This is a genomic window from Actinotignum urinale DSM 15805, assembly GCF_000420445.1.
GTDB lineage: Bacteria > Actinomycetota > Actinomycetes > Actinomycetales > Actinomycetaceae > Actinotignum > Actinotignum urinale.
Genome location: NZ_ATUY01000008.1, coordinates 40,288 through 60,629 on the forward strand (window position 1 = coordinate 40,288; position 20,342 = coordinate 60,629).

Genomic DNA, 20,342 nt, shown 5'->3' on the forward strand with positions numbered 1-20,342 from the left:
CGGGTGCACCTACTTGGATTGTCCCACCTGTTCAATGACGGCATCGGCAACTTCACGCATTGTCAGGCGACGATCCATGGAAGTTTTTTGAATCCAACGGAATGCTTCCGGTTCGGTTAAGCCCATATGGGATTCGAGAAGCCCCTTTGCACGATCAACCCTTTTGCGTGTTTCAAACTGTTCCGCAAGGGTGCTCACTTCTGTTTCGAGAGCCTCAATTTCAAGATTGCGCGAAAATGCGATTTCGACTGCGGGAATAAGGCTTGAGGGGGTAAAGGGCTTTACCACATACGCCATTGCCCCTGCTTCATTCGCGCCTTCCACAAGATCTTTCTGCGAGAAGGCCGTGAGCATAACGATTGCAACTCGGCGTTCTTCCAATATTTTCTTTGCCGCGGTAATGCCATCCATGCGCGGCATTTGTACGTCCATGACGATCAAATCTGGTTCGAGTTCCTCGGCAAGTTTAATGGCTTCTTCACCATTGCCACCTTCGCCAACAACCTCATAACCTGCTTCTTCAAGAGTTTCTACGATATCGAGACGGATAAGAGTTTCATCTTCAACAACAAGAACGGTTATAGGAGCCTTTTCCTTAACTTCTTCCGTTGTCTTTTTTTGAGTAGCCATGAGTCTCCTTCGACATTGCGACACACATATGCTTAATTTTATATCACGTTGGTGATGTATTCCTAAAGCCCAAAATGGCAACAGACAAATATGTCACAAACTATTCACAGAAAGTCATTTTCCATGTATGAGACACGTGTCCTCAAGTGATATTTTCGTCGTTTCTCACAATGCATTTCCCACATTGCCAACTTTGTGCTTCGGGCGGGAGTCGAACCCGCATGCCTTTCGGCGCTACATTTTGAGTGTAGTGTGTCTGCCAATTCCACCACCGAAGCGGAAGCGATACGCACGAGCGTACCGCATGGCTATCAAGTTTTCAAACTCAGAGCCATCGGCGTGATATTAATCAAATTTTCACGCCGTTCTCATTGTGCGTAAATACGATTATCCGACTTCTTCACCAATGGTATGGACACGAATGGTGTTCGTCGAACCGGCAATACCCATAGGCATACCAGCAACGATAACCACGACGTCTCCGTCCTGACCAAGGCCGTATTCGCGCATCTTCATATCAACCTGTGCAACAACCTGATCGGTTGTCTTTGCTGTCTTTTCTGCGAGATAAGATTGTGCCCCCCACAGAAGAGCAAGCTGATTACGAACCTTCTTATGAGGCGTGAAGGCAATAACGGGAATACGGGAACGATGGCGCGTCATCTGACGTGCAGAATGTCCAGTTTCCGTGTACACCACAACTTCCTTAGCGTTCATTGCTTCAGCAATTTCCAAGGCGCTACGGCTGATTGCACGGTTCAAGGTGACATTCGGTTCGTGAATCGGAGGAATGAGGCCCAAACCTTCGGTTTCCGTGTAATTCACGATATTGGCCATCGTCTTGACGCAAATAATCGGGAACTTACCAACGGATGTTTCACCGGAAAGCATTACGGCATCGGCACCATCGAGAATCGCGTTAGCGCAATCAGATGCTTCTGCGCGTGTTGGGCGCGGGTTATCAATCATGGATTCGAGAACCTGGGTTGCCAGGATAACAGGCTTTGCAAATTCACGGCACAGGGAAATAGCGCGCTTCTGAACAATCGGAACTTGTTCAAGCGGAAGCTCCACACCAAGGTCGCCTCGTGCAACCATAATGCCATCGAAGGACTGAACAATTTCCTTCAAGTTTTCTACAGCCTGCGGTTTTTCAATCTTTGCAATAACCGGGCGACGCACACCTTCTTCATCCATAATGCGGTGAACATCTTCGATGTCCTTAGCGTTACGCACGAAGGAAAGGGCGATCATATCAGCGCCGTAGCGCAAGCCCCAACGCAAATCTTCCTCGTCCTTCTTGGACAGAGCCGGAATAGAAACGGCAACGCCAGGAAGATTAATACCCTTGTTATTGGAAACGTTACCCGGAACTTCAACTTCCGTCACAACATCGGTACCGTCTTTGACCTCAAGTACACGAACAGCGACTTTACCGTCGTCGATAAGAAGAATATCTCCGGGGTTACAGTCGCCAGCAAGACCTTTAAAAGTAGTTGAGCAAATGTCTTTCGTACCTTCAACATCACGTGTCGTAATCGTGAACTTATCACCAATGTTGAGGTAATGAGGCCCCTCAATGAATCGGCCAAGACGAATCTTGGGACCTTGAAGATCAACAAGAACAGCAATCGGACGCTTAAGTTCTTCTGCTGCAGCGCGGACGAGATCGATACGACCTTCGTGTTCTGGGTGGGAACCGTGAGATGCATTAATACGGGCGACATTCATGCCCGCCTTTACCAATTCAAGAATTCCACCTTCGTAGTCCGTAGCCGGACCTAATGTACATACAATTTTGGCTTTACGCATACTTCCATTCTAACCTGGACACCCTGGAAGTTCATACATGATAACCCGCCAAAGACGTGATGTTTTACTCCTTTAGAGCTATTTCTCTTGGCGGATTACCGTGATAGGGCTTTCTTTTCTTTAATTTTCTTTTTTCGACGACGACGAAGCGTCATTTTCGTCAAGCGTTTTTGGGGTGTCGCCTTGAGTGGCGGCCTCGAGGCCGGGATGTTCGTTGGTCTCGTCGTCCGTCGTCGTACTATCTTTATCCTCAAGAGAAGAACTGGAAGGAACAGACTCGGAACCGGAGGCAACATTGGCCTCGTCACCAGAGTCCTCAACAAACTCGGAACTGAGCTCTTCACCGGAATCCTTGCCAGACTCCGCAACGGGTTCACACCCATCCATGTAGACGTTATCGACGCTGGGGTCCTCCATGTAGCGCTTGCGCAAATAGAGGAAGAAGGAGACTGCGCCGAAGAGAAGAATGAGGGTAGTCCACACATTCAAGCGAAGGCCAGCAATAATGTGCGCCTGGTCGATTCGCAGGTTTTCAATCCATACGCGCCCGAGCGAATAGAGGGCAACATAGGTGGCGAAAAGCTGACCGCCGTAAAGTTTCAAGGGTTTCTGGGCAAGGACGAGAACGAGCGCGGCGCCGAGGCACCATAGCAGTTCGTAAAGGAAGGTCGGGTGGAACAGGGTTCCGGGCATGTATCCCGTTGGGAGGTGAGCCGAATCAATTTCCAAACCCCACGGTAACGTGGTTGGGGCACCGAAAAGTTCCTGGTTGAAGTAGTTGCCGAGGCGTCCGATTGCCTGAGCGCAGAGCAGGCCAGGTGCCAATGCGTCGCCCACAGGCATCAGGCGTACACCGTTCCGGCGTGCCGCGATGAGCGCACCGACCCCGCCAAGGGCAACCGCGCCGAAAATTCCAAGCCCGCCTCCGCGAATATTTAAGGCCTGCCAAGGATCTTTTCCGGGCCCGAAATAGAGCTGATAGTCGGTGATAACGTGGTACAGGCGCCCGCCGATAATTCCAAAAACAACCGCCCAGCAGGCAATGCTGAGGATAATGTCTTCGTTGCCACCTTTGGCGATGTAGCGGCGTTTCACAATATAGAAGGCAACAAGAATGCCGATGGCAATGCAAATTCCATAATAGGCTACTGTAAGATTCCATGAACCAATGGTGAAAAGATGTATTTCATTGGAGCTTGGAGACGGTATAGACATGGGAAACATATTTATCCTTCGTGAGTTTTACCTGGTATATCTTAACCCACGTTGAGGTGGAGATATACCCGGCGTCATTTTCTCGTGTTATTGGGGAAGTTTTGTGGAACATTTCAAAGGACTGCGTGCAACAATGCTAGCGCGTCTCGTACCATATCTATATGGAATCCTTTCAGGAAACTTTGACAAATAAAGGAGCAGACGTTCCGGGCAACTGTTCCGAATCCCGGGGATGCCACAACAATCTTCCCCAGACAGGGCATACACATTTTTCACAGGGTGAATCGCCTGCTGAAACTCCGGTTTGTTCTGGGAGTGATACAACGTTGGACGCTTCGGTGAAAAGCTGGCTCGATGCGCATGAGGCGCAGTGGCGCGAACGTATTGCACGAGGCAAGCATCTTGTTGTGGGGATTGATGGGCGAAGCGGTGCCGGGAAAAGTACGTGTGCGCGGGCGATGCAAGCATATTTTGCGTCTTGCGGGGTTTCTGCGCAAATTGTTGAGGTTGAGGATTATATCGAGGGCTGGTCTGGGCTTGTGGCTGGATGTGTGTTGCTCGCCCCGCGCGTTGCCGATTTTGTTCGCACGGGTGTTTTTGTGGCGCGGAGGTGGGATTGGTATGCAGATTCATGGTCGGTTGATGTTTCGACGACGACTGCCAGTATTCTTCTTCTCACGGGGTGTGGGGCAACAAGTGCTTCGTTGGCGCCTTTGGTAAATCTCAGCGTGTGGATGGACGCACCGGAAGATATCCGACGTCGAATGGTTGTTTTGCGTGATGGTGACCCGGAATCGTGGTGGGCGCTGTGGGCGGAGCAGGAAGAGGCCCTTCTCCGCGAACGAAATAGTCAAGAATGTAACGATATTATTGTCCGCGCTCATATTGGCCCCTATTCCGCCAATTTAAATCCGGTCTAATAAAATAGGACTTTGCGCACATAAAAACTCGGGTAAAGCATATCAAATTACAACTGCATTCGCAGGTGTTAATCGTGTCCATTCAATGTCGAATTATCAAGGACAGCTAAAATGTCGATTACCGCAACAACATCTCCATTACCTTGCGCCTGGGTTGAGGGGATGAGAATAACAACGCGCGAACCAACTTTTTGATCACTTAATCCCGTGAGAATTCCCGGCATGAGGTCTTTTAATCGAGCGCTCACAGGCCCCTTATCCCAATTTGATAACGTCATATTGCCCGCAGCTGTGAACAGTTGATAGTTCATGGCAATGGTGTCATCTTTATTCAGTTGCTCACCGGACCCTTGAATGAGCGTGATAGCTTCCAACGCGGGTATTTCTCCTCCCGCCACGGTCACAGCGACAGGTCCTTTCCCCTCTTGTGGTTGAGTTATGGTTGGCATTCCCTTCGGAACATGTTTAGGTGCAACAGGTTTGCCCTGCAAAGTTGTGTGCAAAAGATCAACAACCATAATTTCAACTGCGCTATTATCACCCTTCGTTAACCCAGGGCGTTCAAACATGAGACGACTCCCCTCATGTTTGCCTTCAAGATAGAAGGATATGGTTTTAAAGTTTTCGGTGTTGAGTTTCGTTAAATGAACTTTGCCTGTTTCATACTGTTTAATGGGAGCAGACGTGCGTGAATCAAATGATGTTATTCGCGCAAGAACAGGCCCGTTGGATGTCAATGCTTTCCCGTCGCCCTTTTTAAGGACGCTTTCTCGCAAGCTCTTTAAATCAAAGGTTCCTTCTATTTTAACTGTGACAGGAGATCCGAATTCCCCGAGGACTTGAACTTTTGCGGATTGCGTCTGTGTGTTTTCGTGTTGTGAACAACCGGTGAGTGCCAGAAGCGCTACCGCAACTGGCACACCGATAACTTTTTTCCATCTACGCATTCATTTCCTCAATAAGACGTGCAACGTCGGCGTTTTCCGTCGCAAGGGGATCATCCATGATAACGGTTGAGTTACCTTGAGCTTCAATAAGGCGAAGGGTTGACCAATCCACGGAAATATCGCGACGATGAAGTTTTGCCTGGCTAATAAATTCTCCGCGAAGTGCCGCGCGTGTAGTACGTGGTGGATTAACCATTGCGGCCTGGGATTCTTCTTGCGGAATAATACGACGAAGGAGTCCTGTTTCCTCCATTTTCGTGCGCAAACCGCCAGGCGTGATGTCGTGATAGGACAAGTCGAGGCGTTGGACACGGCTATCATTTAAATTCGTCTGGGCGCGTTCACAGTAGCGTCGCAAAAGAACCAGTTTTGCAGCCCAATCAATTTCGGTGGAAATTTTTTCCGGTTCGCGATTCTTCACGGCTTCCAGAGCTCTTGTCCACAAATCCAAAAGATATGTGAGAAGAGGATCCATATCTGCCATATATCCTTTGGCATCAAGGTGGTTCATTGCGGCATCTCGCATGCGTTGCTGAATATCGAGAGGAGAAATATATCCTCCTGCTTTCAGTTCGAGGTTCGCACGCCCGGAAAGATCGCCACTGGTAACGCGAATAGCATGCATGGAATCAGCAAGTTCGAGATCAGGAAGAATCCCGCCTTCTTCCAACATAATAAGCAATGCTTCAGTTGTCGCGATTTTAAGCCCGGTTGTTGGTTGAGCAATATTTGAATCGCCGACGATAACATGCATTCTGCGCATGAGTTCGGGATTTCCATGCGGTTCGTCGCGGGTGTTAATCATGGGACGGCTTCGAGTGGATGCTGAAGAAATCGCATCCCACATTTGGTGGGAACGCTGGGAAAACTCGTAACGTACCTGGCCGTCTTCACCCTTATAGAGGACGCCTGCACCCGTGATGATTTGGCGTGTCACAAAAAACGGGACAAGGCGTTCAATCCTGTGACGATAATCTGCCCGTCGTCGAATCATGTAGTTTTCGTGACAACCAAAGGAGTTTCCCTGCGAATCTACGTTGTTTTTAAAAAGGTGAATATCTCCGGGGATACCTTCTTTTTTTAGGGCTTTATTTGCTTTTTGGGCAAGGTTGGCAAAGAGGAGTTCGCCTGCGCGGTCTTGAGCGAGCAGGTCGCGAATATTATCGCATTCCGCAGTGGCATACTCGGGGTGAGCTCCCACATCGAGATAGAGGCGTGCACCATTTTCTAAGAAAGTATTGGTGCTACGGTGGCGTTCAATCACTGGGCGGAAGAGAACTTGGGCAGCTTCCTCAGCGTCTATGGGAGGATTACTGTGTTTGCGTGGCGCGCAGGTAATCCCATATTCAGTTTCAATGCCCATGACGCGACGAGTTTTCACTGACCACCTTTCTGTACGAAGCCTTGAACGAAGGTTGAGGCATTTTCTTCAAGAACACTGTCAATATCGTCGAGCAGGGAATCAATTCCGTAATCTTGTGTGCTGATTTGAGGGGCTTCTATTTCCGTGGTTTCTTCACGGTTTCTGCGAGGCTGCATAAATTCTTGTTGTGACATTATTCGTTCCTTTCCTTCGTCTGGAGTATGTGGAGAAAATCATCGAGGGTTGTTGCTTGATCCACGGCAGTGCCGACTATTTTCTTAGTGGCACCTTCCGGGTAGGGCAAGGGAATACGCACAAGCTCTCCGCCATGTGGATCGAGAAGAATGCTGGACCACCCGGCTGCTGCAACTTTATCCGCAAATTTGCCGACGAGGCGACCGCGCAAATAGGCACGAGTGGATTCGGGAGGATTGGATACTGCGTAGGCAATTTCCTCATCTGTGAAGAGGTTGTGGATGCGTCCGGCATTGCGCAATTTGGCAACAATGGATTTATCCGGGCGTAAATCGTGCCATTGCAAATCAAGGGCACGCAACTTATCGGAATCCCAACTTCCGCCCCCGCGCATGCGCATCTGATCCAAAAGTTGATATTTCGCCACCCATTCAACGTAGGGCGCGGCTCCCCAAAAATCGTTTTTTAAGAGGTCAAGAACGCGTTGCCATAACTCAAGAACTTCCGCCGTATCCCAGTCTGGGCCACCCTGTCCTTCAACCACCTCGCGAACCGCGTCCAAATACAACTGTTGAATCTCCAGGGCAGTCATGTCCGGCCCTTCATGGAGTTCCAGTTTGCGCTGCAGGCTGGGATCTTGACTCATGAGCCAGGTATTTTGCACGGGGTTGTCCATAATAATGGACTCCAAGCCGAGGGGTACTGCGTCTTGTTCGAGCATCCATAGGACGAGCGATGTTGTTCCAACTTTCAGCAAAATAGAGGCGTCGAATTGGTTGGCATCTCCCCCAATAACGTGGAATCGGCGGTATTTCGATTCTAAGGCGTGTGGTTCGTCGCGCGTATTAATAATTGGGCGATTGAAAGTGGTTTCCAGCCCGACATCGTTTTCTACGTAGTCGGCACGCTGTGAAATTTGGAATCCAGGTTCTTGGGATGCTGGCCCTAGGCCGAGGCGCCCGCTACCACAAAGAATAGGACGTGTTACAAAGAAGGGAGTAATGTATCGAATAATTTCTGAGAATGGGAGGTTTCTATCCACAAGGTAGTTTTCGTGGGAGCCGTAGGCGGCCCCTTTACCGTCGACATTATTTTTATATACGGCAAGGTTGCGCCCCCGCCTGTTGAGAATATTCATGGCCTCAACCATGACTTTTTCTCCGGCTCTGTCCCAGAGCACGGCTTCGCGCGGGTTAATGGTTTCTGGTGACGCATATTCCGGGTGTGCGTGATCGACATACAGTCTTGCCCCGTTACACAAAACCGTGTTCGATGCCCGTGCGCGTAATAAAATAGCGTCATCTGGGCGTTTAATGGTTTGAACGGAAATATCTTCTGCGCTTGGGGCTAGGAAACGTGGATCGTCGGTGAGCTGGGAGGGGTGCGCGGCCGCTCGTTGGATACGAAAACCACGCGCATCATTCAACGGATCTTCGCCGTCGAAATCCCAGCGGACTGCTCCGTGCCCTCCGGAAGCGGTTCCTTCTTCTGCATAGGCGTCAACGAGGATTGAGGAAAGTTCGATAGGGTTTGCGTGCGGATTACTCGGCTCCAAAACCCCAAATTCTGTTTCCAAACCGGTTACTTTATGCACGGTCATTATGCTTCCTCTCGCGTGTGTAGAGCACGAATTCCCACAATTCGTTCACCGCGGGTGCGTCCGTTAACCTTGGCCCATTCTTCAGGATCCGCAATTTGGTCTAGATCTGCTGTTTCCTTAACTTCAGAGCGAACCGCTGCAACAGCGTGGGCTTCAGTAATACCCTTTTCTCCTGTTGCAATCAGGGTTTTAATTGCAGCTTTCTTTGCGCGATCAACAATGCCGGCAAGCATGGCGCCCGATACAAAATCGGCAAGATACAGTTTTTCTGTGCGTCCGCTAGCGTATGTCACTTCAACAAACTCATTGTCCTGGGAATGCTCGAAAAGATGCTCGGCGATAACGTGGCGTATATGATCGGCTGCGCCTGCTGGCCCTCCATATGTGGACAGTTCGTGTCCGGCAAAGGGAAGATCTTCCGTCAAATATTTGGAAAGAATATCGAGCGCTCCCTGGAAATCTGGGCGTTCAATACGTACCTTCACATCTAGGCGTCCGGGACGTAAAATTGCAGGGTCAATCATATCTTCACGGTTGGATGCGCCAATTACAATCACGTTGGATAGCTGTTCCACACCGTCGATTTCTGCAAGAAGCTGGGGAACAACAGTTGTTTCAACATCGGAGGATATACCCGACCCGCGTGTTCTAAACAGAGCTTCCATTTCGTCGAAGAAAATAATCACGGGAATACCGCGACTTGCGCGGTCACGTGCGCGAGAGAAAATCTCACGAATTTGGCGTTCTGTTTCGCCAACGTATTTGTCGAGAAGTTGGGGACCTTTAATATTCAGGAAGTATGAGGTCGCTTTCGATTGACCGTTACGTTGTGCAACTTTTGAGGCGAGAGATGTGGCGACGGCTTTCGCGATAAGGGTTTTTCCACATCCTGGCGGGCCGTAAAGTAGCACGCCTTTGGGTGGGCGTAACCCGTGTTCGCGATAGAGATCTGGCTGTTCAAAAGGCAACTCCACGCTATCGCGAATCTGCTCAATTTGTCTTGATAGCCCGCCAATATCTTCGTAGGCAACGTCGGGAACTTCCTCGAGGAGCAAATGTTCCACGTCAGGACGCTCAATTTTTTCCAACACGAATCCTGTTTTTAAATCCGCCATGAGGGTGTCCCCCACCCTAATACTTTCGGGTTGAAGGCGCCCACCAATGCGCAACACTCGTGTTTCGTCGGCATGAATTCGTACAAGGACACGTTGAGGGTCAATCACTAATTCACATGTCACCATTTGCCCGCTGTTTTCGTAGCCACCAATTCCCACAACGACGAGTTCTTCGTTTAAACGCACTTCTTGGCCTGGACGTACCTGTTCAATGGCAACATATGGGGATGCGGAAACATTCATTTTTCGCCCGCCCACGAGGGCATCGACGCTGTGATCGGCGCTGTGTCCGCGCAGGAATGTCCCGAAATTGGCTGGCGGGCGAGAAAGGGAGTCCAGCTTCTCCCCCAATTCCATAATTCGTTTACGCGCTGCAGCCAGTGAGGTTGATAAACGCTCATTTTTTTCACGCAGGGACGATAATTCCATCATTGTTTGCGTATCGTCATAAGATTCTTGGCTCATGACATCCTTCCTCATATGTCCTTGTTATTCTAGGTCAGTCGTTCCTTACGAGGTAGGTATGTTCACCTCGCGCGTCATTCTTACGCATTATCCCCGCGCGCTATCCTCACGCATCGTTTCCGCGCATTATTCCCGCGCGCTATCCTCACTCGTATCCTCGCGCTCTTGTAATTTTTTCTCGTTACGACGCGCTAATTCATCATCAATTTTTTGTCGAATTGCGGTGATATGAGGACCTGGTGCGGAGGTTCCGCTTTCTTCAACATCGGCTCGATGTGCAACATCACGACGAACCTTGCGTAGTTTTTTCTCCGCGATGGTCCTTTCTTCAAGTTCTTCTGCGGTCCACTGCCAGGGCATCGGCTCGGCATACGCACCTTTTGCCGGGCGTTTGCTGGGTTTGAGGGGCGGGCTTCCGGGCGCGAGTTTACGTGCTTGAACAAGGAAACCTGTGTGTGCAACCATACGATGATCCGGGCGCACAGCCAACCCTTCGGTATGCCATGTGCGGATAAGAGTTTCGCTTGCCTGCGGGGAGGTGAAATGCTCGGTATCTTTTATTTCTTCGGCAAAACGGGACATTTGCGTCGTCGTCGCGACATAAACAATAATCACACCGCCGGGTCGCAATGCTACGGTTGCAGATTCAATGATTTCCCATGGGGCGAGCATATCGAGAACAACGTGGTCGAAATACCCCTCGTATTCGGCGAGAACATCCGTAGCTTCCCCTAAGCGCACATCCCAGTTCTCGGGCCTGTACCCAAACCAGGATGTCACGTTTCCTTCCGCAATTTCAGCAAATTCCGGGCGTCTTTCTACGGAGACTAAATGCCCGTGCGCGCCCAGCGCGGAAAGAAGCGACATGGAAAGGGCTCCGCTTCCCACCCCCGCTTCGAACACGCGCGCTCCCGGATAAATATCTGCATTATGCACAATTTGAGCCGCATCTTTGGGGTAGACGACGGTTGCCCCGCGTGGCATGGAAAGAACATAATCCGAGAGTAACGGGCGCAAAGCTAGGAATCGGCGTCCATTTTCGAGTTCGACAACGGTGCCTTCTTCTTTACCGATTAGTTCTGAGTGGTGGAAAGAACCTCGTGCGGAATGGAAAAACCCGTCGGTTATAAGATTAATGGTATAGTGTCGCCCTTTGGTGTCTGTTAATTGGACACGTTCGCCTGCACGGAACGGGCCACGTCTATTTGTTACGTCCATGGTTCGTTCAACCTTCCTACGTGTGGAACCTTTACCCGGGCACATCGAATGAGACCGCGGGTTTTGGCTCACCTTCCTACGTGTAGAACATGTAGTTTAGAGGTTCGAGAAATCTAATACAACGTCATTTCCGGTGTCTGTAACTGGAATCGTCACACCGTTAAAGACGTCGTAACGATATATTGGATTTCCTGCACGCCAAGGTTCATTGCCTGACCATCGTTCCTCATATTCGATGCGAAGAGTTCCGCCACTCAATTCCATAATGGTGCCACTGTTGGTGTGGCGGAATACTACCTTTGGTTGTTCAATAATTGTTCTGCGTATTTTCGTAATTGGGTGTCCGGGATCTTCCATGAAGAGGGTGCGTGTGCAACCAGCCGGGGCAAAATGCGGATCATTCAAACAATTTGATGCATACCTGCTGAATTTATCCACGGCGACCTGTTTTTGAGATTCGGTGAGAGGCCTATTCGTCGGCTCGGGTGTGGGTTGTGTTTCTTCTGTTTTTTCAGGAGTTGGCTTGTCACTAGCCTTATCTTTTTCAGATTTTTTCGACGATTTAGAGCTTTGCGTTGAATACTGCTGCGAGGATGGTTTCGAATCATCACTCCAACGCGACATAAAGAAGTAGCCACCGATACCCGCAGCTGCGACAAGAAGGACAACAATAAGCCCAATGAGAATGGAGCGAACCGTGTTGTTGGGTTCCTCATCATCATCGGTTGACAGTTCATCAAAAACATCGGCTTGGTGAGAAGTTTGCGCATAAGTTGGTTGCCAGTTCTGTGGCGGATATGCGTAATTCTCCGTCTGCACCGGTGCGAACTGCTGAGTTGCCGCATATTGTGGAGTTACGTCTACCTGTTGTGGCGCTTCAAACTGGTGTTGCGCATACTGCGACATATCGTACGCTTGCGTCGCGTCAAAACCAGGTTGTGCATATTGTTGCGTCGCGTCAAACTGCTGCGTCGCGTCAAAACCAGGTTGTGCATATTGTTGCGCTACGTCAAACTGTTGCGTCGCGTCATACTGAGGCTCGCCATACTGTGGCATCTGCCCGCCCTGCATCGTATTTACACGTTCACCAGTGTAGGGATCAAAGGCGTGTTGAGATGAAGAAAAATCCGCCCCCGGCTCGCCACCTGTACGCGGATATGCAGATTCGCCCTTATATTGTTCCTGATCCTTTGGAAAAAACTGATTATCGTATTGACCAGCCCCCTGGTTGGGTGGCACATAACCGTTCTGTTCGTTGCTCATGACGTCAAATTCTGTAGGCAATCGTAATTTGTTATCCGTTAACGACGAATAATTGACTTCCAGCTCAATACTATCAATACACAACCTCATCATTAAGGAAATGTTCGACGATAACCAGCCCCGTACGTCGTCGTACACATATAGGAAATAACATGGCGAAAAACACCATAAAACCTATAATATTCACGCTATGAAATTTTATTCAATTACGTCCACATGCCACATCCACATGATGGACGCAAAAAACAAGTTTTTTCTCACATTTTGAACATGATTTCAGCCTGCGTCACGGAAAAATACAAGTTCATGCGTTAAAATCACAACTAAAGCCTATATTTAATAAGTGGTTTTTATAGTCATTAGGGCTTCTTCGTCATACCTAGCGCGAAGATTTACGCAAAATCGAACTTGCGAACCATATAAAAACCACGTGAGGAATATTTATGAATATAGATGCGGATAGGGTGGCGTCGACATCATTAACACCCGCACAATTGAACATCATCGCTAAAGAAAAGCGTAAAGACGAACTGGCTCAAAGTTCAACATCTTTCCTTGGACAACCCAAAGGTCTCTTCGCACTTTTTAACCTTGAAATATGGGAGCGTTTTTCCTACCTGGGATTCCAAGCCATCCTTGCACTCTACTTCAGCGCAAGCGTTATTAACGGCGGACTCGGTTACGAAAAAACAACGGCGTCCTCTATTGTTGCCGCCTATGGCGCCCTCCTCTACCTTCTGTCCATTGCGGGAGCCTGGATTGCCGACCGCATAATCGGAACACATAAAGCAGTGTTGTGGGGTGCCATTATTATTGCGACCGGACATATTTTTATGGGCCTACCCCTCGGGGAAATCGCTACGTGGGCAGGGCTCGGCTTCATTATTGTGGGAACCGGGCTTCTCAAACCAAATGTTTCCACTAAAGTTGGCGAACTGTACACCCAGGAAGATACACGACGAGATGCCGGTTTCGCAATCTACTACGCGGGAATCAATATTGGCTGTTTCTTAGGCCCTCTGGTTGCCGGCTATCTCGGGCAAAACATCAACTGGCACGCCGGTTTTGGAGCCGCTGCCGTCGGCATGATTCTCGGCATTATTTTATATATTATTCAATACAAAAATCTTGGCGGAAACGAATCCTCCGCGCGTATCCGTATGCTTTTCACACCCGATAAGCATTTCTGGATGGTTGTAGGGCTGGCAGGCGCCGTCATTCTTCTTGCCGTTATTTTTGGTGGCACAGGAATTGTGGCAATCGACGGTTTCATTAACGCCATTACTGGTTTAACAATTGCGGTTCCCATTCTTTACCTCGTGTGGATGTACCGCTCCCCACTCGTCACGCCACATGAACGTCAAAATCTTTTCCCGTACTCCTTCCTCCTGATTGCCCTTGTTATGTACAACCTCACGTACTTCCAAACCGGCAACACCTTAAATTTCCTGGCACTCGATCACACCCACAACGAATTCGCCGGATTCACGTATCCTTCAACCTGGTATATCTCTCTCACAGCCATTGTTGAAATCATTATGGGGCCACTCCTTGCCTGGCTGTGGATTAAACTCGGAAAACGCCAGCCACATGTGACGGCAAAGGTCGGTATCGGAACTATTTTCGGCGGTCTTGCTTTCCTCCTTGTAACACTTGGCGGTACGGCAACCCCGAACGGCGCAAAAATGAGCGCACTGTGGATGCTCGGATGCTATATTTTCCTCGGCCTTGGCGATCTCGTTCTGCAAACCGCCGGCATGAGCGCCACCACACGCCTCGCACCACGTGCTTTCGCCTCACAAACCATGGCTGTATGGCTTGCCTCCATGGCTATGGCCCAAGGTGTACAAGCCCAGGTCGTAAAATTCTACAATTACGATAACCTCATCCCCTACTTCGGAATCCAAGCGGCCATCATTATCGGATACGGAGTTCTCCTCATCCTCATGACGCCCTGGATGCGCAAACGAATGACGGCCATCAGCAACTAAACGATGCCGGGCATGGAAGGGAATGAAGCAGGCATGAAACAGGCATGAAACAGGCATCGAACACCTCGTCCTACCATTGCCCGCATCATCTCAACCCCTAACTACCGCATTATCCCCAGTCTTACGTCACCGCAATAAAGTAAAGAAAGAACACATGAAATATTTACAGCCCGAAGAATTCCCGTACGAGGTCACCGTCGTCGAAAAATTTATTCCCGTCTCCGACGGAACACAACTATGGATGAAAGCATGGATGCCGGTTACCACAGAACCTGTTCCCGCCATCCTCGAATACCTCCCCTACCGCAGTGGCGACTGGACATGGCCACGCGATTCGGAACGCCACCCCTACTATGCAGGCCACGGATACGCCTCGATTCGCGTCGATATTCGCGGACACGGAAACTCCGAAGGCGTGCCCGGCGAAGAATACGATATGCAAGAACATCTCGACGGCGTGGACGTCATTAACTGGATTGCCAACCAGGACTGGTGTACCGGGAAGGTCGGAATGTTCGGGATTTCCTGGGGCGGATTCAACTCCCTCCAACTCGCCTACATGCAACCGAAGCCCCTCAAAGCCATCGTCACCGTATGCTCCACCGACGACCGCTACGACAACGACGTTCACTATATGGGTGGCTCCATGCTCGGCGTGGACATGTTCGCCTGGGGAGCAACAATGCTTGCCTTCCAATCCCGTCCCGTCGACAAGCGCGTATGGAAAGACCAGTGGAAAGAACAGTGGTTGCGTCGCCTCAACGAAGCCGAACCCTATATGGAAAACTGGATGAGGCACCAAACCCGCGATGAATTCTGGAAACACGGAAGCGTGTGTGAAGATTACTCGCGTATCAACGCCGCGGTTCTTGCGGTTGGCGGATGGTTCGATCCCTATCGAGACACCGTGCTGAGACTCGTCGAAAATCTTTCAGCACAAGGAAAAAACGTGAAAGGCATCCTCGGCCCGTGGTCACACCAATATCCAGACCGCGATATTAAACCGGGCCCGCATATCGATTTCCTCGGCGAAACCCTACGCTGGTGGGACTACTGGCTCAAAGGCAAAGAAACCGGGGTTATGGATGAGCCCCTCATGAAAAATTTCATTATGGATCCGCTCCCACCACACTCCGTGTACGACGAGATTCCAGGCCACTGGGTTGCCACCCCGCAATTCCCAGACCCCACGATTCTTCACACACCCTTCCCACTCTCCCTCTTCCAAGCAACACCTTTCGCAAGCAACTCCCCCTATCCGGGAGCGAAAGGTGCGGTAGCGTACGTCAACTCCCCACAAGATACCGGGCAAAGCGCGGGCCGCTTCTTCCCCTACGGCAACGATTCGGATCTTCCCATTGACCAACGCGCAGAGGACGGGCGAAGCCAAACCTTCAATATTCCCCTCGACAACGACATCCAGATTCTCGGTAATTGCACGGCACGCCTGCGCATCACAACACCCGGAACTCGCGGGCAAGTCTATGTTCGCCTCTGCGATGTGGCGCCAGACGGCTCCTCTACGCTGGTAACACGCGGAAACCTCAACCTCTCCGCACGTGAAGGGCGCGATAAAGTGGTGGACTTCCCCGCTGGAAAATGGGTTGAGGTGGAGATTCCCATGACGGGCATCGGCTACACGATTCCTGCCGGGCACACCTTGCGCTTGTCCGTATCTACTGCGTATTGGCCGTGGATTTGGCCCCAGGCTCAAAACGAGGGCGTTTACATTGATATTGACGCTTCTTCCCTGGTTATTCCGAAACGCCCTGATTTTGAGGCGCTCGCGAACGAGGGCAATGAATACGCCCAGATTCGCCACAATGCCGATATGGCTATTGGTTTCGCCGATCCGGTTCAGCCCGTGAACGCTAAGGTTCTCTATCCCGACGAGGGACTCCCCGGTGTGCGCCGCCCCGAACGTCTGATTTCTACGGATGTTGCCAAGCGAGAAACCTTCATTCAGGTTGACCCCATGTATGGCGGTACACGCATCTACCCGGACGGACTGCACTATAACGAAGATTCCGTGGAACGCTACTGGATTTCCTGGGATGACCCCACCTCCGCGCGCACGGAAGCAGAGTGGAAGATTTCCCTCTCCCGCCCGGATATGGATTGGGAGGCTTCGCTCACCTCAACGTCCCGCATCGCCTGCGACGAGAAGAATTTCTTCACCGTTTCGCATGTATGGTGCTTCGATGGCGAGGAGCTTATTTTTGAGCGCAGTTGGAAAAATGTGATTCCGCGTATCGCAAGTTAATTTTTACGACGACGAGGGTTCCGTTATGTCGCGTTGGGCTCACTAACGTTCAGTGGCGTTCAGCAGTGTATTCCTGAATAGTTTTCAAAGTGAATTCATGCTGTGCTTCATCCTTCATGGACTGAACGGCGGCACCGAAAGCAGCCACAGTTGTCATAATCGGCAAGTCAGCTGCGGTTGTGGCGGCTCGAATAGCATACCCATCGCTCGCTGATTGTTGCGCGCCACGAGTGTTGACAACAAGATCAATTTTTCCGGTATTAATAAGGTCCACAATATTGTGGGCATCGCTTTTTTCGCCCGGGTTTTGGCTCACCACATGTGCGTTAATCCCGTAGCGGGACAAAACATTTGCGGTTCCACGTGTTGCATAGATAGTGAATCCGAGATCAACTAGCTGGGACACCGGGAAAATAATGGCTCCCTTATCTGCATCACACACGGAAATAAGCGCCGTACCGGAAGTCGGAAGTCCTCCATAGGAAGCAATTTGCGATTTTGCGAAAGCAGCCGGGAATGTGGTGTCCATCCCCATCACCTCACCGGTAGACCGCATTTCCGGTCCAAGAATGGTGTCCACACTGCGCCCATCCGTCGTCATAAAACGCTTAAAGGGCAACACCGCTTCCTTCACACATATGGGCGCATTGTAATCAATAATCCGTGCGTCTTTCTCGGGAAGGATTCCGCGAGCTTTCAAACTACTGATTTTCTCCCCCATCATGACTCGCGTCGCTGCCGGCGCAAGCGTTACTCCCGTTGCTTTAGACACGAAAGGAACCGTACGCGACGCACGCGGGTTGGCTTCAATAACGTAAAGAATATTCGATTGGACAGCGAATTGGATATTCACCAACCCGCGCACTCCCACACCCTTCGCAATAGCCAGGGTTGCCTCATAGATATTGTCCATAAGTGTTTGCGAGAAACTAAGGGGCGGCAAAACACAGGCGGAATCACCCGAGTGAACGCCGGCTTCCTCAATGTGTTGCATCACTCCACCGAGGAAAAGCTCTTCTCCGTCGTATATGGCATCAACATCGATTTCTACCGCGTCGGCAAGGAATTTATCGATGAGGAGTGGCGCGGTTGTGCGTGAAGCATCGGTTTTTTCTGATTCGTGGCGGTTGAGATATTCCGCGAGTTCCGTGTGGCTGTAGACGATTTGCATTCCGCGCCCGCCCAACACATAGGATGGGCGAACCAGTACCGGATACCCAATTTTATCCGCTACACGTAACGCTTGGGCGTCGCTTGTGGCTGTTCCGTAATCGGGAGCCTTCAAGCCCGCATCTTCGAGAACTGTTCCGAACACTGCGCGGTCTTCTGCGGCGTCAATTGCCGCCGGCGAAGTTCCCACAATCGGCAAACCGGCGTCCTCAAGCGCTTTTGCGAGGGATAGCGGTGTTTGCCCGCCGAGCTGAATAATCACCCCGGCAATAGGACCAGCCTGGGATTCGGCTCGATAAATTTCCAGAACATCTTCGAGCGTTAATGGCTCAAAATAGAGACGATCCGAAATATCGTAATCTGTGGAGACGGTTTCGGGATTGCAGTTCACGATAATTGTTTCGTATTCGTCGTTCAATGCGAAGGTCGCTTGAACACAGGAGTAATCGAATTCGAGTCCCTGCCCTATACGATTCGGGCCACTCCCGAGAATCATCACTGCCGGTTTGGTGCGTTGCGGAACTTCAGTTTCCGTATCGTAACTGGAGTACATGTAGGCGGTTGTTGCGGCGTGCGTACCGGCGCAGGTATCCACCATTTTATAGACGGGATGCAGGCCGTATGCCCAGCGAACTTCGCGAACAGCTTCCTCGCTCATACCACGTATCTGCGCGATTTGAGAATCGGAAAAACCGTGGTATTTGGCGAGCTTCAAGACATCTTTTGTCAGGGTTGGGGCTGTTTTTATCTGATCGGCTACCTCATTAATCAAAGCGATCTGATCAAGGAAATAGGAATCAATCGTCGTAATCTCGTTGATTTCTTCAACGGTTGCACCAGCGCGCAAGGCCTGCTGAACCTGGATAACGCGGTCTTCAGTTGCCCGTTTCATCAACTCCAGATTTTCGTCCTTATCGGGTGTGCCGTTCCAGTGGAACACCGCGCCCTTTTTATCGATACTTCTCATCGCTTTTTGTAGCGCTTGTGTGAAGTTACGACCCAGGCTCATTGCCTCCCCGACGGATTTCATCGTCGTCGTAATAGTGTTATCCGCAGCGGGGAACTTTTCGAACGCAAAACGCGGAACCTTCACCACAACATAGTCAACGGCAGGATCCTCAGTGAGTGGCAGTCCCGTCATATCGTTCGTTATCTCATCCAGCGTGTAACCGACGGCGAGTTTCGTCGTCACTTTCGCAATCGGAACACCTGTTGCTTTGGAGGCGAGAGCCGAGGAACGCGAAACACGCGGATTCATTTCAATAACAATCATTCGCCCAGTTTTAGGCTCCACCGCAATTTGAATATTGCATCCGCCCGCGGCAAGCCCGGTTTCACGAATAATCGCCATACCGAGATCGCGAACCTTAGTAAACTCTGCATCGCTCAAGGTGAGCGCGGGAGCCATGGTGATGGAGTCCCCGGTGTGAACACCGACCGGATCGAAATTCTCGATGCTGCACACCAAAATCGCTTGATCTTTGAAATCGCGAATTACTTCGAGTTCGATTTCTTTCCATCCGAGAATGGATTCTTCCAGGAGAACCTCAGCAGTTGGCGAATAATGCAACCCGCCACCCACAATGCGATCGAGTTCTTCCTGGTTGTGCGCAAAACCGGAACCTAAACCGCCCATAGTAAATGACGGACGTACGACGAGAGGGTAGCCCAATTTTTCAGCCGCCTCATGGCATTCCTCAAGCGTATGGGCAATAATGGACCGCGCCGATTCTCCCCCGCACGCATCCACAACGTCCTTGAATTCCTGGCGATCTTCACCTTTGCGGATAGCATCAATATCTGCGCCAAGAACCTCAACATTGTATTTTTGCAAAATGCCGGCATCGTGTAGTGCGGTTGCTGTGTTGAGCGCTGTTTGCCCGCCGAGCGTTGCCAGGAGCGCATCGGGCCGTTCCTTCGCAATAATTTTTTCAATCACGGGAACGGTAATGGGCTCAATATAGGTGGAGTCCGCAATATGCGGGTCGGTCATAATCGTGGCGGGGTTGGAATTAATAAGAATGACGCGGAAGCCTTCCTCTTTAAGAACGCGGCACGCCTGGGTTCCCGAATAGTCGAATTCGCAAGCCTGCCCGATCACAATGGGGCCTGAGCCGATAACGAGGATAGAGTTAATATCTGTTCTGCGTGGCATGGATTAATCCTTCTATTCTC

14 protein-coding genes and 1 tRNA gene are annotated in these 20,342 nt (G+C 50.6%); 3 read left to right on the plus strand and 12 right to left on the minus strand.

Annotation, left to right across the window (positions count from 1 at the left end):
- Positions 1–9 precede the first annotated feature (9 nt).
- The 4 genes from G445_RS0106445 to lgt form a co-directional block, all read right to left on the minus strand.
- The gene (locus G445_RS0106445) at positions 10–630 is read right to left on the minus strand and encodes an ANTAR domain-containing response regulator (RefSeq protein WP_022866731.1); all 621 of its coding nucleotides are present in this window, start codon (positions 628–630) and stop codon (positions 10–12) included.
- A gap of 196 nt (positions 631–826) precedes the next feature.
- Positions 827–908, minus strand: a tRNA-Leu gene (locus G445_RS0106450).
- Positions 909–1,017: 109 nt separating this feature from the next.
- Complete coding sequence (gene pyk / locus G445_RS0106455) at positions 1,018–2,442, minus strand: pyruvate kinase (RefSeq protein ID WP_022866732.1); 1,425 nt, start codon at positions 2,440–2,442, stop codon at positions 1,018–1,020.
- Positions 2,443–2,562: 120 nt separating this feature from the next.
- Positions 2,563–3,657, minus strand: a complete 1,095-nt coding sequence (lgt, locus tag G445_RS10125) for a prolipoprotein diacylglyceryl transferase (protein ID WP_306718322.1) — start codon at positions 3,655–3,657, stop codon at positions 2,563–2,565.
- A 161-nt stretch (positions 3,658–3,818) separates the two neighbouring features.
- Here lgt and G445_RS0106465 point away from each other — a divergent pair, with 161 nt between their 5' ends.
- Complete coding sequence (locus G445_RS0106465) at positions 3,819–4,577, plus strand: nucleoside/nucleotide kinase family protein (RefSeq protein ID WP_156825569.1); 759 nt, start codon at positions 3,819–3,821, stop codon at positions 4,575–4,577.
- A gap of 68 nt (positions 4,578–4,645) precedes the next feature.
- Here G445_RS0106465 and G445_RS0106470 read toward each other — a convergent pair whose 3' ends face one another.
- The 7 genes from G445_RS0106470 to G445_RS0106500 all read right to left on the minus strand — a co-directional run bounded on the left by G445_RS0106470 (position 4,646) and on the right by G445_RS0106500 (position 12,836).
- Positions 4,646–5,524: an FKBP-type peptidyl-prolyl cis-trans isomerase gene (locus tag G445_RS0106470; protein ID WP_022866735.1), complete on the minus strand. Its 879-nt coding sequence runs from the start codon at positions 5,522–5,524 to the stop codon at positions 4,646–4,648.
- Positions 5,517–6,905 (minus strand): Pup--protein ligase, encoded by a 1,389-nt coding sequence (gene pafA, locus G445_RS0106475; protein WP_022866736.1) that lies wholly within the window; start codon positions 6,903–6,905, stop codon positions 5,517–5,519. Before pafA ends, G445_RS0106470 begins: the two co-directional genes overlap by 8 nt.
- Entirely contained in the window at positions 6,902–7,081 is a 180-nt protein-coding gene (locus G445_RS0106480; protein ID WP_022866737.1) for a ubiquitin-like protein Pup, read from the minus strand. The genes pafA and G445_RS0106480 overlap by 4 nt, the downstream gene beginning before the upstream one ends.
- Positions 7,081–8,682 carry a depupylase/deamidase Dop gene (gene dop, locus G445_RS0106485; protein WP_022866738.1) on the minus strand — a complete coding sequence of 534 codons (1,602 nt, stop codon included), beginning with the start codon at positions 8,680–8,682 and terminating at the stop codon, positions 7,081–7,083. Before dop ends, G445_RS0106480 begins: the two co-directional genes overlap by 1 nt.
- Positions 8,682–10,262: a proteasome ATPase gene (gene arc / locus G445_RS10130; RefSeq protein ID WP_022866739.1), complete on the minus strand. Its 1,581-nt coding sequence runs from the start codon at positions 10,260–10,262 to the stop codon at positions 8,682–8,684. Before arc ends, dop begins: the two co-directional genes overlap by 1 nt.
- A 126-nt stretch (positions 10,263–10,388) precedes the next feature.
- Positions 10,389–11,480 (minus strand): tRNA (adenine-N1)-methyltransferase, encoded by a 1,092-nt coding sequence (locus G445_RS0106495; RefSeq protein ID WP_026421013.1) that lies wholly within the window; start codon positions 11,478–11,480, stop codon positions 10,389–10,391.
- A gap of 96 nt (positions 11,481–11,576) precedes the next feature.
- A complete protein-coding gene (locus G445_RS0106500; protein ID WP_156825570.1) occupies positions 11,577–12,836 on the minus strand; it encodes a flagellar basal body-associated FliL family protein in 1,260 nt (419 codons plus the stop codon).
- A gap of 350 nt (positions 12,837–13,186) precedes the next feature.
- Between G445_RS0106500 and G445_RS0106505 the strand changes: the two genes are divergently transcribed.
- Together G445_RS0106505 and G445_RS0106510 are read left to right on the plus strand one after the other, a co-directional pair.
- The gene (locus tag G445_RS0106505) at positions 13,187–14,734 is read left to right on the plus strand and encodes a peptide MFS transporter (RefSeq protein WP_022866742.1); all 1,548 of its coding nucleotides are present in this window, start codon (positions 13,187–13,189) and stop codon (positions 14,732–14,734) included.
- 154 nt (positions 14,735–14,888) lie between these two features.
- Positions 14,889–16,997, plus strand: coding sequence for a CocE/NonD family hydrolase (locus G445_RS0106510; protein WP_022866743.1), 2,109 nt, complete (start codon positions 14,889–14,891; stop codon positions 16,995–16,997).
- 49 nt (positions 16,998–17,046) lie between these two features.
- Here G445_RS0106510 and carB read toward each other — a convergent pair whose 3' ends face one another.
- Positions 17,047–20,322 carry a carbamoyl-phosphate synthase large subunit gene (carB, locus tag G445_RS0106515; protein ID WP_022866744.1) on the minus strand — a complete coding sequence of 1,092 codons (3,276 nt, stop codon included), beginning with the start codon at positions 20,320–20,322 and terminating at the stop codon, positions 17,047–17,049.
- Positions 20,323–20,342 lie beyond the last annotated feature (20 nt).